General features: G+C 70.7%; 17 protein-coding genes. 12 read left to right on the plus strand and 5 right to left on the minus strand.

The features are described 5' to 3' along the window. Positions 1-30: 30 nt before the first annotated feature. Positions 31-312: a hypothetical protein gene (locus L7N97_RS11965; RefSeq protein ID WP_237478495.1), complete on the minus strand. Its 282-nt coding sequence runs from the start codon at positions 310-312 to the stop codon at positions 31-33. Between the two features lie 348 nt (positions 313-660). On the opposite strand from L7N97_RS11965, the gene obgE reads away from it, so the two are divergent. Both obgE and L7N97_RS11975 read left to right on the plus strand, forming a co-directional pair. Beyond that, positions 661-1,692 (plus strand): GTPase ObgE, encoded by a 1,032-nt coding sequence (obgE, locus tag L7N97_RS11970; RefSeq protein ID WP_237478496.1) that lies wholly within the window; start codon positions 661-663, stop codon positions 1,690-1,692. 81 nt (positions 1,693-1,773) lie between these two features. Continuing rightward, positions 1,774-2,232 (plus strand): hypothetical protein, encoded by a 459-nt coding sequence (locus L7N97_RS11975; protein ID WP_237478497.1) that lies wholly within the window; start codon positions 1,774-1,776, stop codon positions 2,230-2,232. A gap of 57 nt (positions 2,233-2,289) precedes the next feature. Here L7N97_RS11975 and L7N97_RS11980 read toward each other — a convergent pair whose 3' ends face one another. From L7N97_RS11980 to L7N97_RS11990, 3 genes are all read right to left on the minus strand, one after another. Further along, positions 2,290-3,174: a coiled-coil domain-containing protein gene (locus L7N97_RS11980; protein WP_237478498.1), complete on the minus strand. Its 885-nt coding sequence runs from the start codon at positions 3,172-3,174 to the stop codon at positions 2,290-2,292. A gap of 31 nt (positions 3,175-3,205) precedes the next feature. After that, positions 3,206-3,784, minus strand: a complete 579-nt coding sequence (locus L7N97_RS11985; protein WP_237478499.1) for a DUF1134 domain-containing protein — start codon at positions 3,782-3,784, stop codon at positions 3,206-3,208. A 112-nt stretch (positions 3,785-3,896) separates the two neighbouring features. Then, positions 3,897-4,112 (minus strand): hypothetical protein, encoded by a 216-nt coding sequence (locus tag L7N97_RS11990; protein WP_237478500.1) that lies wholly within the window; start codon positions 4,110-4,112, stop codon positions 3,897-3,899. A gap of 211 nt (positions 4,113-4,323) precedes the next feature. On the opposite strand from L7N97_RS11990, the gene L7N97_RS11995 reads away from it, so the two are divergent. The 9 genes from L7N97_RS11995 (at position 4,324) to recA (ending at position 12,064) form a co-directional block, all read left to right on the plus strand. Next, on the plus strand, positions 4,324-4,590 hold the full coding sequence (locus L7N97_RS11995; RefSeq protein ID WP_237478501.1) for a hypothetical protein: 267 nt from the start codon (positions 4,324-4,326) through the stop codon (positions 4,588-4,590). A gap of 115 nt (positions 4,591-4,705) precedes the next feature. Further along, positions 4,706-5,221 carry a Shedu anti-phage system protein SduA domain-containing protein gene (locus L7N97_RS12000; protein WP_237478502.1) on the plus strand — a complete coding sequence of 172 codons (516 nt, stop codon included), beginning with the start codon at positions 4,706-4,708 and terminating at the stop codon, positions 5,219-5,221. 91 nt (positions 5,222-5,312) lie between these two features. After that, a complete protein-coding gene (locus tag L7N97_RS12005) occupies positions 5,313-6,344 on the plus strand; it encodes a phosphotransferase (RefSeq protein ID WP_237478503.1) in 1,032 nt (343 codons plus the stop codon). Then, positions 6,341-7,570 (plus strand): aspartate aminotransferase family protein, encoded by a 1,230-nt coding sequence (locus L7N97_RS12010; protein ID WP_237478504.1) that lies wholly within the window; start codon positions 6,341-6,343, stop codon positions 7,568-7,570. The genes L7N97_RS12005 and L7N97_RS12010 overlap by 4 nt, the downstream gene beginning before the upstream one ends. A gap of 383 nt (positions 7,571-7,953) precedes the next feature. Beyond that, positions 7,954-8,898 (plus strand): flagellin N-terminal helical domain-containing protein, encoded by a 945-nt coding sequence (locus tag L7N97_RS12015; RefSeq protein WP_237478505.1) that lies wholly within the window; start codon positions 7,954-7,956, stop codon positions 8,896-8,898. 243 nt (positions 8,899-9,141) lie between these two features. Beyond that, positions 9,142-9,759, plus strand: a complete 618-nt coding sequence (gene rpsD / locus L7N97_RS12020) for a 30S ribosomal protein S4 (protein ID WP_237478506.1) — start codon at positions 9,142-9,144, stop codon at positions 9,757-9,759. A gap of 178 nt (positions 9,760-9,937) precedes the next feature. Beyond that, entirely contained in the window at positions 9,938-10,456 is a 519-nt protein-coding gene (locus tag L7N97_RS12025) for a Panacea domain-containing protein (protein WP_237478507.1), read from the plus strand. 1 nt (position 10,457) lies between these two features. Further along, the gene (locus L7N97_RS12030; RefSeq protein ID WP_237478508.1) at positions 10,458-10,727 is read left to right on the plus strand and encodes a hypothetical protein; all 270 of its coding nucleotides are present in this window, start codon (positions 10,458-10,460) and stop codon (positions 10,725-10,727) included. 245 nt (positions 10,728-10,972) lie between these two features. Then, complete coding sequence (gene recA / locus L7N97_RS12035; protein ID WP_237478509.1) at positions 10,973-12,064, plus strand: recombinase RecA; 1,092 nt, start codon at positions 10,973-10,975, stop codon at positions 12,062-12,064. A gap of 59 nt (positions 12,065-12,123) precedes the next feature. Here recA and L7N97_RS12040 read toward each other — a convergent pair whose 3' ends face one another. Then, positions 12,124-12,405, minus strand: a complete 282-nt coding sequence (locus tag L7N97_RS12040) for a hypothetical protein (protein WP_237478198.1) — start codon at positions 12,403-12,405, stop codon at positions 12,124-12,126. Between the two features lie 107 nt (positions 12,406-12,512). Between L7N97_RS12040 and L7N97_RS12045 the strand changes: the two genes are divergently transcribed. Next, a complete protein-coding gene (locus L7N97_RS12045; RefSeq protein ID WP_237478510.1) occupies positions 12,513-13,898 on the plus strand; it encodes an IS701 family transposase in 1,386 nt (461 codons plus the stop codon). Positions 13,899-13,921 lie beyond the last annotated feature (23 nt).

The raw sequence follows: 13,921 nt of genomic DNA on the forward strand, positions 1-13,921 counted from the left end.
GGCACGCCGGAGCCGCATCGACCGCCCACCTCAGCACGATCCGGAGGACCTGTCCTGTTCGGCCGGTCCGGCGCCGGGCGACGCCCGCGGCCGCGCCCGCTCGCGCCGCGTGACGAAGATGCCGTCGTGATCGCCGATCTTCACCGGCTGCCCGAGCCCGTCGAACGCGATCAGCCTCTTCGCCGCCAGCGAATTGATCTGGAGCCGGCAAGGCTCGCCGTCGAGGAAGGGCGCCGGCCTGCCCCCGACCGGACGCATGGTGATCCTGTGCAGATTGTCGAGAACATATGCTTGCCTGGCCGTGATCTTCATCCGAACCTCCTGCTCGGATGAAGATCATGCGACGCCGACGATCAAACATCGCATCGATTTTTGATCGAATTTTACACAAGATCGAGAAAAATGCACTGTAACAAATGATGGTGAGTGCTCGATGGATGAGAATAGCCGCCGGGCGCCGTGCGGGAAACGCGATCGTCCCGTCCGTGCCCGGTCGTGAAGACTCTCCGCGGCACGGCCGTGGATCGACGCGGCGGCGTCCCGATCCGGTGCCCTCCGTGCCTCGCCGGCTGCGGCGATCGGCGGATCGGTTTCGAGCCCCGGAGCCTTGACGTCGCCTCGGCCCTCGACCGCGGCGCCGCGAACCCCTATCTCCGCCCCATGAAGTTCCTCGACGAAGCCAAGGTCTACATCCGCTCGGGCGACGGGGGCGCGGGCTGCGTCTCGTTCCGCCGCGAGAAGTTCATCGAGTTCGGCGGCCCCGACGGCGGCGACGGCGGCAAGGGCGGCGACGTCGTGGTCGAATGCGTGCAGGGGCTCAACACGCTGATCGACTACCGCTATCAGCAGCACTTCAAGGGCAAGACCGGCATGCACGGCATGGGCCAGAACCGGCACGGCGGCAAGGGCGCCGACGCCGTGCTGAAGGTGCCGGCCGGGACGCAGATCTTTGAGGAGGACGGCGAGACCCTGCTGGCCGACCTCACCGAGGAGGGCCAGAAGATCGTGCTGGCGCGGGGCGGCAACGGCGGCTTCGGCAACACCTACTTCACCACCTCGACCAACCGCGCGCCCTACCGCGCCAACCCCGGCCAGGAGGGCATCGAGCGCACCGTCTGGCTGCGGCTGAAGCTGATCGCCGAGGCGGGGCTCGTCGGGCTGCCCAACGCCGGCAAGTCGACCTTCCTCGCCACCGTGTCGGCCGCCAAGCCCAAGATCGCCGACTATCCGTTCACCACGCTGAAGCCCGGCCTCGGCGTCGTGCGGGTCGGCGACCGCGAGTTCGTGCTGGCCGACATCCCCGGCCTGATCGAGGGCGCCCACGAGGGGCTCGGCCTCGGCGACCGCTTCCTCGGGCACCTCGAGCGCTGCAACGTGCTGCTCCACCTCGTCGACGCCACCGGCGACCACGCCGGCGAGGTGTACAAGACCATCCGCCACGAGCTCGAAGCCTACGGGGCGGGGCTGATCGACAAGCCCGAGATCGTGGCGCTCAGCAAGGTCGACGCCGTCGACCCCGACACGCTGAAGACCCAGATGGCGCGTCTGAAGCGCGCCGCCAAGCGCGATCCCCTGAAGCTGTCCGCCGTGGCGGGCATCGGCGTGACGGAGGCGCTGGGCGGGCTGCTGCGCACGATCGACCAGCACAACCGCGAGGCCGCGGAGGCCGAGGCGCCGCCGTGGCGACCCTGAACGTCGCACGCCGCAGCGAGACGATGACATTCGATAACATTTAGCTCAAGCTGACTCGTCCCCGGGTGGAACGAGATCACCATGAGCATGGCCGACAAACTCGCGATCGTGATGGCGCTGACGAGCGTGCCGCCGGGTGGGGGCGGTTACGTCCCGATGGACCTGCCGCCGCCCGCCGCCGAGGTCACGATCGCGGGCCAGAACGGCGGCAACATCCGGGCCCACGTGGCGCGGGTCATCGACTACGACAGGGCCGGGACGCACGTGCGCGTGACGGGCGCCTGCGTGTCGGCCTGCGCGCTGATCCTCGCGCTGCCGCCGGACCGCATCTGCGTCGGGCCCGCCGCCCGCTTCGGCTTCCACCAGCCCACCAAGGGGACGGGGACCATGGCCATCACCGACATCGGGGAGGCCATCACGGACGTCTACCCGCCCTTCGTCCAGCAGTGGCTCAAGGCCCATTACGGCGGGCTGCCCTCCGGCCGGCCGCAGATGATGGGCTACGACGTCCTGCGCCAGCATTACGCGACCTGCGGGTAGGTCCGATCGCGATCGGGCGGGATCCCGCTCGGCGCGTGAAGCGGCGGTGGAGCCCGGTCACGCCCCCGCGGGCGGGCGCACGGCGCCTATGAGTTCGTCCGCCAGCGCCGCGACGGCGGCCCGGAGGTCCGCGTCGCCGCGCGGACCCGCGGGGACCGAGGCGGCGCGCTCCGCCTTCAGCGCCTCGCAGGCCTTGAGGCTCTCCGTGGCGCGGCGCTCCGCCGAGAGGGCCTGCTCGGCCATGAAGGCCAGCTCGGCCCTCAAGGCCTCGATCTCGTGGGCCTGGTCCGCGTGCGCCGGGGCCGGCGCCGCCGCGCCGCGCTCCGAAACCGGTCGCTCGGCCGCCGCCGCCGCGTCCCGCCGCGCCTGCGCGAGCTCCCGTTCGAGGTCGCCGCCGCGCGCTTCCGCACCGATCAGCCGCGTTTCCAGCCCCGCCAGGCTGCCGCGGTTGCGGTCCACATCGTGGCGCAGCGCGTCGCGCTCGGCTTCCAGCGCCGCGATCTCCTCCAGCCGCCGGTCCGCGAGCCGGGCCAGCGCGTCGAGCGCCAGGGCCTCGGCGCCGTGGCCGGCCCACAGCTCGGCCGCCTCGCGGCGGACCGCGGCGAGTTCGGCGTCGCGCTCGGCGATCCGCACCTGGGCGCGGACGGCGGCCTCGTCGAGCATCGCGACGCGGCCCTCGCGCCGCGCCGCCTCGACGCGCAGCGCGGCCCGGTCGGTCTCGGAGCCTTCGAGCCTCTGCTCCAGGCGCCGCTGCTCCACCGCGTGGGCGGCGCGCAGGTGGTCGCGCTCGGCCGCGATCTCCTCCGCCGACAGCGGCACGAGGCGGCTCAGCCGCTCGTCCGTCAGGCGCAGGGCGCGCCGCCACACGGCCGGCAGGGCCGCCAGCGCCAGGAGCCCGGCCACCATGAAGCCGAGCGCGAAGACGAGGACGTCGAGGATCACGCGCCGCCCGCTGCGTGGGAGGGCCGCCGTGTCAGAACGGGTTCCAGGTCGGTCGCGGCGTGAACTTCAGGTACGACAGGGCGATGCCGAGCCGCCCTCCCACCCCCGAGCGGATCGGCACCACCACGACGCGGTCGTTGGTCAGCGCCGTGAAGCCGAAGCCGCCGATGAAATAGGCCGAGCCGTCGACCCCGCCGAAGCGCTGGAAGATCGCCTGCGTGGAGGGCAGCCCGTAGACGAGCATCATGGTGCGGTCGCCGTCGGCGCCGGCGTCGAAGCCGATTGACGGCCCTTCCCAGTAGACCTTCTGGTCGCCGGCGTTGCGGGTGTACATCAGGCCCTCGCCGTAGCGCAGGCCGCCGATGAAGGCGCCCCCGGCCTCCTGGCCCAGGATGTAGCCGTTGGGCTGGCCGAAGCGCCGCGCCGCTTCCTCGATGGTCAGCGCGATGCCGCGCGACACGCTGCCGAAGAAGTGGTGCCCCTTGTCGACGAGGTCCTCGGTGGAGAAGCGCTGCGGCGCGCCCTGCGCCCGGGAGGCGGCCGGGATCACGGCCGGCATCGCGGCACCGGCCAAAGCCGCCAGCACCGACCTCCGCGACAACTCCACCATCGGTCACAGCCTCGCACGGATGGCGCGCCGCCGGGAGGGCGCCGCGCCGCGACCCGTCATAGAACGCGATCGGGCCTCCCGCATAGGGCCGGATCGTGTCCGGCGCGTGGCGTCAGCCGCGGGTGCCGTTCTCGTGGAGCTTGTCGAAATAGTGCGGCCCGCTGGTGTCGGCCGGCGGCGTCGCGCGGCTCGCGGAGCGGGGAGCCGCGGCGGCCTCGGGATCGCCGTCGACGCGGCTGGTGTGCTTGATCGACACCGCGAGGGCGGGAGCCGCCGCGGCGGCGAGCAGCGCGGCCGCCAGGGCCACGGGGAGCAGGGTACGCGTCATCGCTGTGTCCTCGGCAAACGTCGATCTGGCGCGAGCCTGGGCGGGATTGTGGGCGGAAGCGGGGCTTTCCCGGACCCGCCGATGCAGCCCTGGCCTGCGCGCCGCGCGGGCGAAGGCTGTGCGGCGCTCGATCACATGGAGGACGCCGCGGTTTGGTCCGCGCGTGATACCAGCCTATAGTCCCAACACCGGCTGGCATGGAGACGACGCCGTGGGCATGGCTCCGAACCCGATCCTCAGCGAGGGTCCCGTTCATCTCTTTTTGTCTGAACACGCCAGGTTCCGCATGGCGGCGCGTGACGTCGATCCAGACATCGTCCACGAACTGAGCACGGCAGAGGTGGCCGATTACAAGGTCGATGCGACATCCGGGCATCTCATCTTCCGGATCAAGGGTTACAGGGTCGTGGCGAAGAGGCTCGAGCACGGGGGCTTCCTGATCCTGTCGTTGTTCACCGACGATCAGAAGTTGGTTTGATGCTGTGTCGGTTCTGGCTGGCTCACCTCGCTTCTCGCTGGCCGCGGCGGAGGCGGAACTGTCTGCATTGCGCGAATGGCTGAGTGCCACCCCATACTGCGGGGAGCGTGAGGTCGTGGCGAAGCTGAGGAGCTTCCCCGCTCTCGGTCCGTTGATGGGCATGTATGACGGCCGTCGGTATCCGACGGTGCAGAAATTCGAATTCGAGATCGCCGGCGTGTTTCGCGCGGATTTCATCGCCGGACATGGACAGCATTTCGTCCTGATCGAATTCGAGGGAGCCGAAGAGAACAGCATCTTCGGACCGGGCGGCACCAATCAGATGCGGCATTGGGGTCAGCAGATCCAGCATGGCTTCAGTCAGATCGCGGACTGGTCATGGGCCAAGAACGAGTCACAGCAGTCCCGGATTTTCCAATCCGCCCTCGGGGTGGAGCAGTCGAGCGAGACCTACGTGCTCGTGTGCGGGCGCGACGCGTCCCTCGTCGGGCATGAAAGGTCGAGACTGATGTGGCGACACGGCAAGACGTCGATCGCGAGCTGCAGAATCCTGTTTCAGACCTACGATGACCTGATTCAGCATTTCGAGAGTACGCTCGATTTCGCACGCAGCTGCGCTGCCGAGGCCTGACGATCTCACCCTCGCAATGTCGCGATCACCGCCCCTTGACCCCGGCCCCCCGGCCGATGCTCCTGCGAGCCTGTCTCGAGGGAGCCCCGCCGTGCCTCCATCCCCCGCCGGCATGGACCTGCTCACCACGCCGCCGCCGGCCGTCGACGAGGCCCTCCTCGTCGACGCCTTGCGCGTTCACCACGCGATCGAGGCGCGCGTGAGCGCGCTGCCGGGCGAGCGCGACCGCAACATGCTGGTCCGCCGGCCCGACGGGTCCCGCGCCGTCCTCAAGCTGTTCAACGCCGCCGAGCCGCCCGAAGCGCGGTCCCTCGCGCGCGCCGTGCTGCTCCACCTCGGAGGACGGCGGCTGCCCTTCGCCGTGCCGCGCCTGATCCCCGCGCGGGACGGCGCCGAAACCTTCGCGGTCGGGGGCGCCGAGGCGATGCTGACCACGTTCGTGGAGGGTCGGGCGTGGGACGCCGCTCCGCCCGCGGCGGCGCTCAGGGCCGCCGTGGGCGGGGCCGCCGCGGCCCTGAGCGCGGCGCTGGGCGGCTTCGGCCATCCCGCGCTGCGCCGCAGCCTGCCCTGGGACCTGATGCGGCTCGACCGCATGGCGCCGGTCGCCGCCGCGATGGCGGACCGGCGCCGCGGCGACTGGCTGGCGGCCTTCCTGGAGCGCTTCGCCGCCGAGGTCCGGCCCGCCGCCGCGGCCCTGCCAGCGGGCCCGATCCACAACGACCTCAACGGCGCCAACGTCCTCGTCGACGCCGGGGCGGTCGCGGGCGTGATCGACTTCGGCGACCTGCTGCACGGGCCGCGGGTCGCGGAGCTGGCCGTGGCCTGCACCTACGGCCTCGGCGACGCGGACCCCGCCGAGGCCGTCGCCGATTTCGCCGCGGGCTGGGCGCGGGCGGAGCCGCTCGCCGCCGCCGAGGCCGAGATCCTGTTCGACCTCGCCCTCGCGCGCCTCGCCCTCCGGGTGCTGATGTACGAGTGGCGCGCCGCCCGGGAGGAGGGCGGCCACGCGACGCGCCACGCCGCCGGGGCCTACCTCGCCCTCGACCGCGCGATGGCGCTGCCGCCCCGCCGCGGCCGCGACCGCGTGGTGGCGCGCCTGCGCGCCCCGGGAGCCTCGCCATGAGCGAATCCGCGCTCGACCGCCGCCGCCGGCTGCTCGGCCCCGCCTACAGGCTGCTCTACGCCGAGCCGCTGCGCCCCGTGCGGGGCGAGGGCGTGTGGCTGATCGAGGCGGACGGGCGCCGCGTGCTCGACGCCTACAACAACGTGCCCTCCGTCGGGCACTGCCATCCGCGCGTCGTCGAGGCGCTCGCCCGGCAGGCCGCGGCGCTCAACACCCACACCCGCTACCTGCACGACGCCGTGCTCGACTACGCGGAGCGGCTGCTGGCGACCTGCCCGCCGCCGATCTCGCAGGCCATGTTCACCTGCACGGGCAGCGAGGCCAACGACCTGGCGCTGCGCATCGCGCGCTGCGTCACGGGCGGCACCGGCGTGGTCGTCACCGCCAACGCCTACCACGGCGTCACGGCGGCGCTCGCCGAGATGTCGCCCTCGCTCGGCGCCGGCGTGGCGCTCGGCCCCCACGTCCGCACCGTGCCGGCGCCGCGCGACCCCGAAACCTTCGCCCGCGACGTCGCGGGCGCCTTCGACGCGCTCGCCGCGGCGGGGGTGCGCCCGGCGGCGCTGCTGTTCGACACGCTGTTCACCAGCGACGGCGTGTTCCCGGACCCGCCCGGCCTCGTGGCGGGGGCCTGCGCGTCGGCGCGGCGCGCGGGCGCGCTGGTGATCGCCGACGAGGTGCAGGCCGGGCTCGGCCGCACCGGCACGCACATGTGGGGCTTCGCGCGCCACGGGATCGTGCCGGATCTCGTCACCGCCGGCAAGCCGCTCGGCGCCGGCCACCCGGTCGCGGCCGTGATGGCGCGGCCCGAGCATCTCGCGGAGTTCGGCGCGCGCTCGCGCTACTTCAACACCTTCGGCGGCAGCCCCGTGTCGGCCGCCGTGGGGCTCGCCGTGCTCGACGTGATCCGCGACGAGGGGCTGATAGCGCGGGCCGCCGCGTCCGGCGCGCTGCTGCGCGCGCGGCTGCTCGCCCTCGCGGCGCGTCACGGGTGCCTCGGCGCCGTGCGCGGCGCGGGGCTCTACCTCGGGGTCGAGGTGGCGGCCGGGCCCGCCGCGGCGGCGCGGCTGGTCGAGGGGCTGCGGCGGCGGGGCGTGCTGGTCGGGCTCTGCGGAGCCGCGGCCGACGTGATCAAGATCCGCCCGCCGCTGGTCTTCGGGGCCGGGCACGCCGTTCTCCTGGCGGACCGGATGGACGAGGCGCTGTCGGGGGACCGCCTTCAATAGTGGGGCGGCGGGGCGTCCGGCTCCGCCGGCAGCCGCCGCTCCTGCTCGGCGAAGCGCATCTCGAGGCCGTCCAGGCGGTCGGCGTCTCGGTCGGCGGGGTTTCGGCTCATGCGGGCTCCGGAGGTGTCGCGTCAACGGGGGTTAGCCCGCCGGCCCGCGCTGCGGAAGGGCGCCTACGGAACGTTCCGTTAACTACGTCTTGGTTCACGCGCCCGCCGCGGCGGAGGGGCCCGTTCACCATTCAGGCCGCGGTAAGGTTAGCGCGCCAGGGTGGCCGCAAGTCGGACCGGAGTTCCCTGCGCGGGCGCGCCTGATCGATGCGCCCAGGGACGGCGTGCCGGGACCCGTCTGAGATCGAGCCCAAACCCCGCGAGTTCGCCGCCATGAGTTCAAGCATCCTCACCAACGCCTCCGCCATGACGGCGCTGCAGAACCTGTCTGCGACGCAGAAGGCGCTCAACACCACGCAGTCGCAGATCTCCTCCGGCCTCAAGGTCGCGACGGCGTCCGACAACGCGGCCTACTGGTCGATCTCCTCCACGCTGAAGTCCGACACCGGCGCGCTCTCGGCGGTGTCGGACGCGCTGAACCTTGGCGCCTCCGTGGTCAGCACCTCCACGGCGGCCGTCACCTCGACGCTGACGCTGCTGAACAAGATCAAGGCCGACCTCGTCACCGCGCAGCAGCCGGGCACCTCCCAGGCCAGCGTGCAGACCGACATCTCGGCCCAGCAGAAGAGCCTGATCTCGATCCTGTCCTCGGCCTCCTTCAACGGCGTCAACCTGCTCGACGGGTCGCAGGCCAGCGGCGCCTCCTTCGTGGCCTCCTTCACCCGCAGCTCCTCGGGCACGACCTCCGTGCAGACCCTGCAGGTCAACACGGTGGGCACGGCCGGCACGCAGGTGGCCGGCTCGGGCGGCATCCTGGCGCTGGCGATCAGCGGCCTCGGCACGGGCGCCAACGGCACCGCCGGCACGGCCGGCAGCGCGGGCACCTACGCGGCGGGCAGCCTGCTCGCGGTGGACATCACCAGCGCCAGCGCGACCGACCTCAAGACGCTGCAGACCGCGGTGGACGCCCTGATCACCCAGGTCACGGGCGCCGGCACCCAGCTCGGCACCGCGTCCTCGGTCATCACCAACCAGCAGAGCTACGTGCAGTCGCTGTCGGACGCCGTGACGTCGGGCGTCGGCTCGCTGGTGGACGCCGACATGAACGTCGCCTCGACGCGCCTGCAGGCCCTGCAGACCCAGCAGCAGCTCGGCATCCAGGCCCTGTCCATCGCCAACCAGAACAGCCAGCTCATCCTCAAGCTGTTCGGCCAGTAAGGCGCAGCACCGGGCGGCGTCCTCGACCCCGAAGGTTGACAGGCTCCCGCCCCGCGATTAACCAGCCACCCTCACCCCCGCGGGGCCGTCCGGGCCGCGCGGGGGTGAACATGCTCGGGGCCGCAAGGGCCCCGGCGACGCACCCGCGGCCGTTCCCATTCCATCGGTGAGCTGCCTGTCGGCCGGACCTCGCGGTCCGGCGGAGGAGGGCGCGTTCCTCACCTTGTGAACAGAGAGGACGCGATGACCAAGCGCTTACAGTCCAAGTACAAGATCGACCGCCGCCTCGGCCAGAACATCTGGGGCCGCCCGAAGAGCCCGGTGAACCGCCGCGAATACGGCCCCGGCCAGCACGGCCAGCGCCGCAAGGGCAAGCCGACCGACTTCGGCACCCAGCTCAAGGCCAAGCAGAAGCTCAAGGGCTACTACGGCAACATCTCCGAGAAGCAGTTCCGCAAGTATTACGCGGAGGCGATCCGCCTGAAGGGCGACAGCTCGCAGAACCTCGTCGGCCTGCTCGAGCGCCGCCTCGACATGGTGGTGTACCGCTGCAAGTTCGTCGCGACGATCTTCGCGGCCCGCCAGTTCGTCAACCACGGCCACATCCGCGTCAACGGCAAGCGCGTCAACATCGCCTCCTACCTCGTGAAGGTCGGCGACAAGATCGAGGTCAAGGACTCCTCGCGCGAGCTCGCGGTGGTGATCGAGGCCGGCCAGCTCGGCGAGCGCGACGTGCCGGACTACTTCGAGCACGACGCCGCCAAGAAGACCGCCGTCATGACCCGCGTGCCGGGCCTGACCGAGGTGCCCTACCCGGTCCAGATGGAGCCGAACCTCGTCATCGAGTTCTATTCGCGCTGATCCTCGGGTCCCGCGCGAGCGACAGGGAAGGCCGCCTCCGGGCGGCCTTTTTCATGTCCCTCACCGATGCAGCGCGATCGAAAGTTTGGCGTGGTCCGCCCCGACACGCTATGCTGGCACCATGAGCGAGCGCGGGCCCCTTTCGTTTCGCATCGAGCTTCCGGGTGGCCAGGCCAGGTTGCGCGAGCTGGTGCTCTTCGTCTGCCAGCGCTGCAGCGCCGCCGACCGGTTCGGCAAGGTGAAGCTCAACAAGATCCTCTGGCGGGCCGACTTCCGGGCCTATGCCGAGCGCCGCCTGCCCGTGACCGGCCGCACCTATCAGAAGCTCGCCGCGGGCCCGGCGCCGCTCGAGATGCCGCTGGTCCTGGCCGAGCTCGAAGCGGAGGGCTCGATCGCCTTCTCGCGCCGGGAGATGGCCGACGGCTACGTCGAACTCCGGCCGGTCGCCAATGTCGCGCCCAGCCTGAGGGCGTTCAGCCCGGACGACATCGACTACGTGGAAGAGGCGATCCGCTTCTACTGGTCCATGTCGGCCACTCAGGCGAGCGACCTGTCCCACGGCGTCGCCTGGAGGAGCCGGAAGTTCCTCGACCCGATCCCTTACGAGGCCGTGTTTCTGTCCGACGGCAAGATGACGGCCGACGAGCGACTGCGCTTCGGGGCCATGGCGGCCGCGAAAGGCTGGACGTCGCTCTGAGATGGATCGGACGATCGTCTACAGCCCGGAGTTCGAAGCCTGCGTCGCCGGATTGGGCGGCTATCGCATCATCGATCCAGCGCTGGACGCCGTCATCGACGGTCTGCGCCGCAACCCCTTCGGCTTCGACAGGTTCGAGAGCGACCTGTTCAGTTTTCGCTACGCTCGAACCGCGCCTCTGGACGGCGTGCCCTCCCTCTACGTCGTCTTCACCATCGAAGCCGATCGCACCGTGACGCTCCGTCATGTCGAGGAGATCGGCCCGGCTTGAACGCGCGTCCGCGGTTCGGCTCGACCCGTCACCGCGCCCGCCCGTAGGCGAAGCAGTCGCGGGGTTCGTTCCACAGGTCGGGATGACCGCAACGACCGGGTGCATCAAGGCCCGGCCGCGCGGGGACTTCGGCCCGCCGGAATCTTTTCGCCGCGTCCCGTCCCGGCCCTTGCGGGCGAGAACAAAACGAGTACATTCACCTCAGTTGCGGGGCGGGATCGCCCGTGTCAGAAGGACAGCACGCCGTGAGCCAGAGCAACCTCCGCCTCGTTGAAGGATCCTCCGTGGACAAGACCAAGGCGCTCGATGCAGCGCTGTCGCAGATCGAGCGGGCCTTCGGCAAGGGCTCCATCATGCGGCTCGGCAAGAACCAGAAGGCCGTCGAGATCGAGACGATCTCGACCGGCTCGCTGGGCCTCGACATCGCGCTCGGCGTCGGCGGCCTGCCGCGCGGCCGCGTGATCGAGATCTACGGGCCGGAATCGTCCGGCAAGACCACGCTGACGCTGCACTGCATCGCGGAAGCCCAGCGCAACGGCGGCGTCTGCGCCTTCGTGGACGCCGAGCACGCGCTCGACCCCGTCTACGCCCGCAAGCTCGGCGTGAACCTCGACGACCTCCTGATCTCGCAGCCCGACACGGGCGAGCAGGCGCTGGAGATCACCGACACGCTGGTGCGCTCGGGCGCGATCGACGTGCTGGTGGTCGACTCGGTGGCGGCGCTGACGCCGCGCGCCGAGATCGAGGGCGAGATGGGCGACGTGCAGCCCGGCCTCCAGGCCCGCCTGATGAGCCAGGCGCTGCGCAAGCTCACCGCCTCGATCTCGCGGTCGAACACCATGGTGATCTTCATCAACCAGATCCGCATGAAGATCGGCGTGATGTACGGCTCGCCCGAGACCACCACGGGCGGCAACGCGCTGAAGTTCTACGCCTCCGTCCGCCTCGACATCCGCCGCACCGGCTCGATCAAGGACCGCGACGAGGTGACCGGCAACTCGACGCGCGTGAAGGTGGTGAAGAACAAGGTCGCCCCGCCCTTCAAGCAGGTCGAGTTCGACATCATGTACGGCGAAGGCATCTCCAAGGTCGGCGAGCTGATCGACCTCGGCGTCAAGGCCGGCATCGTCGAGAAGTCCGGCGCCTGGTTCTCCTACGACAGCCAGCGGCTCGGCCAGGGCCGCGAGAACGCCAAAACCTTCTTCAAGACCAACCCGGACGTCGCCCGCAAGGTCGAGGCCGCCATCCGCGAGAACTCGGGCCTCATCGCCGACCGCATCCTGGAGACGGGCGGGCCCGAGACCGACGAGGACGACGACACGCCGCCGGCGGAGTGATCCGCCGGACCACAGGTTGACGTATCCTGAACTCGACTTTCCGCATTTTTGGAGGCGCATCAGGTGCTGACCCAGAAGATGTCCTCGGCTGCGATGCAGGTGAGGGCGTCGTCGAGGGCGAGGATAGTGCTGCCGAAGGGGCCGGTCGAGGACCAGCGCTCCTTCCACAGGGACCAGTATAGAACTTCGAAGTGGCCGTCGGGTTTTGCCGGTCGCAGGCGGGCGACGGGTGTGCCCGACCGCGCATCGTAGAGCGTGTAGCCCCGGTTGCGCCGCTCGGCCACGAGAGAACCACGCGGGCTTCGAAACTGCGCGATGCGCATGATGACGTCGTCGTCCATGGCGGCGCAGGATATTCCGAGGGACTGGTCCCGTCACGGACCGTTTGCGCTCTGATGGGCTGGATGCAGGGCTTGCTGAACAACGGCGATGCGATTCTACGGCCGGGATGAGACCCCATCGCCAACGCCCCCCTTCCGACCTTTCCGCTGTGCCAGCGATCTTGTCGACATGGCTGACCGTACTGCGCCCGTGCTTCACTGCACCAGTCTGGACCCGAGTCCTCGTGCTGGTGGCCGGTGCGGTGTTGTCGCCCGGCGGACGAACCGTGACGCAAGCCCTGCGCGTGATGGGACTGGCCGGAAAACCCGGCTTCGGTCGATACCACGACGTCCTGAGCCGGGCGCGGTGGGATGCGCGCGACGTGGCGCGCAGGCTGCTCGGGCACCTCGTCGCCGTGCTGTCGCCGGACGGCGAGGTGATCATCGGCATCGACGACACCGTGGAGCGACGATGGGGGCCGAAGATCGCGGCGCGCGGCATCTATCGTGACCCCGTCCGTTCGTCCAAAGGCCATTTCGTCAAGACCAGCGGCCTGCGCTGGCTCGTGCTGGCCGTCATGCTCCCGGTCCCCTTCGCGGGCCGGCGCTGGGCGCTGCCCTTTCTCACCGTGCTGGCCCCCTCGGAGCGCTGGAGCCAGGCGCATCGCCAGCGCCACAAGACCCTGACCGACTGGGCGCGTCAGGCCATCCTGCAGAGCAGTCGCTGGCTGGGGAGCCGCCGCGTCACCGTGGTGGCCGACAGCAGCTTCGCCGCGCTCGACCTCATCGCCGCCGTGCGCCGCCACGTCACCCTGATCACGCGGTTGCGCCTCGACGCCAACCTGTTCGAACCCGCCCCCGCGCGCGTTCCAGGCCGGCGCGGCCGCCCCGCCCTGAAAGGAAAGCGAGTGCCCAAGCTCGATGCCGTGCTGCGCGACCCGGCCACCGTCTGGACAAAGGTGACGCTGACCGAATGGTACGGCGGCCAAACCTGCAGGCTCGAATACACCTCGGCCACGGCGCTCTGGTCCAAGGCCGGCCTGCCGCCCCAGCCGATCCGCTGGGTGCTGGTGCGCGATCCGTCCGGCACCCGTGACGCGCAGGCGTTCCTGTGCACCGACGCCGACCTCACCGCCGAGGCGATCCTCACGCGGTTCGTCATGCGCTGGCGCATCGAGACCACCTTCCAGGAGGTCCGCCGGCACCTCGGCGTCGAGACCCAGCGCCAATGGTCCGACAAGGCCATCCTGCGCACCACACCTGCCTTGCTCGCCTTGTACTCCCTCGTCACGCTCTGGGCACACGAGCTGCACACCCGGGCCGGACCGATCCGCCCACAGACCGCAGCTTGGTACGACAAACGCCTGCCAACCTTCAGCGACGCGCTCGCCGACGTCCGCCGCGCGTTATGGTGGCCGCAGATTTCATCAACGTCCCCGCCCAGCCGAGACCCCGTCAAAATTCACCCCGACCTCCTCGACCGGTGGATCGACACACTGTGCCGCGCTGCCTGAAATGCGTAAAGTCGAGCTGAAGG

The organism is Lichenibacterium dinghuense, assembly GCF_021730615.1.
In the GTDB taxonomy this organism is placed as follows: domain Bacteria; phylum Pseudomonadota; class Alphaproteobacteria; order Rhizobiales; family Beijerinckiaceae; genus Lichenihabitans; species Lichenihabitans dinghuensis.

Coding starts and splice junctions, on each gene's coding strand:
- L7N97_RS11965 (WP_237478495.1), bottom strand. CDS start 312: ATGAAGATCACGGCCAGGCAAGCATATGTTCTCGACAATCTGCACAGG.
- obgE (WP_237478496.1), top strand. CDS start 661: ATGAAGTTCCTCGACGAAGCCAAGGTCTACATCCGCTCGGGCGACGGG.
- L7N97_RS11975 (WP_237478497.1), top strand. CDS start 1,774: ATGAGCATGGCCGACAAACTCGCGATCGTGATGGCGCTGACGAGCGTG.
- L7N97_RS11985 (WP_237478499.1), bottom strand. CDS start 3,784: ATGGTGGAGTTGTCGCGGAGGTCGGTGCTGGCGGCTTTGGCCGGTGCC.
- L7N97_RS11990 (WP_237478500.1), bottom strand. CDS start 4,112: ATGACGCGTACCCTGCTCCCCGTGGCCCTGGCGGCCGCGCTGCTCGCC.
- L7N97_RS12010 (WP_237478504.1), top strand. CDS start 6,341: ATGAGCGAATCCGCGCTCGACCGCCGCCGCCGGCTGCTCGGCCCCGCC.
- L7N97_RS12015 (WP_237478505.1), top strand. CDS start 7,954: ATGAGTTCAAGCATCCTCACCAACGCCTCCGCCATGACGGCGCTGCAG.
- rpsD (WP_237478506.1), top strand. CDS start 9,142: ATGACCAAGCGCTTACAGTCCAAGTACAAGATCGACCGCCGCCTCGGC.
- L7N97_RS12030 (WP_237478508.1), top strand. CDS start 10,458: ATGGATCGGACGATCGTCTACAGCCCGGAGTTCGAAGCCTGCGTCGCC.
- L7N97_RS12040 (WP_237478198.1), bottom strand. CDS start 12,405: ATGGACGACGACGTCATCATGCGCATCGCGCAGTTTCGAAGCCCGCGT.
- L7N97_RS12045 (WP_237478510.1), top strand. CDS start 12,513: ATGAGACCCCATCGCCAACGCCCCCCTTCCGACCTTTCCGCTGTGCCA.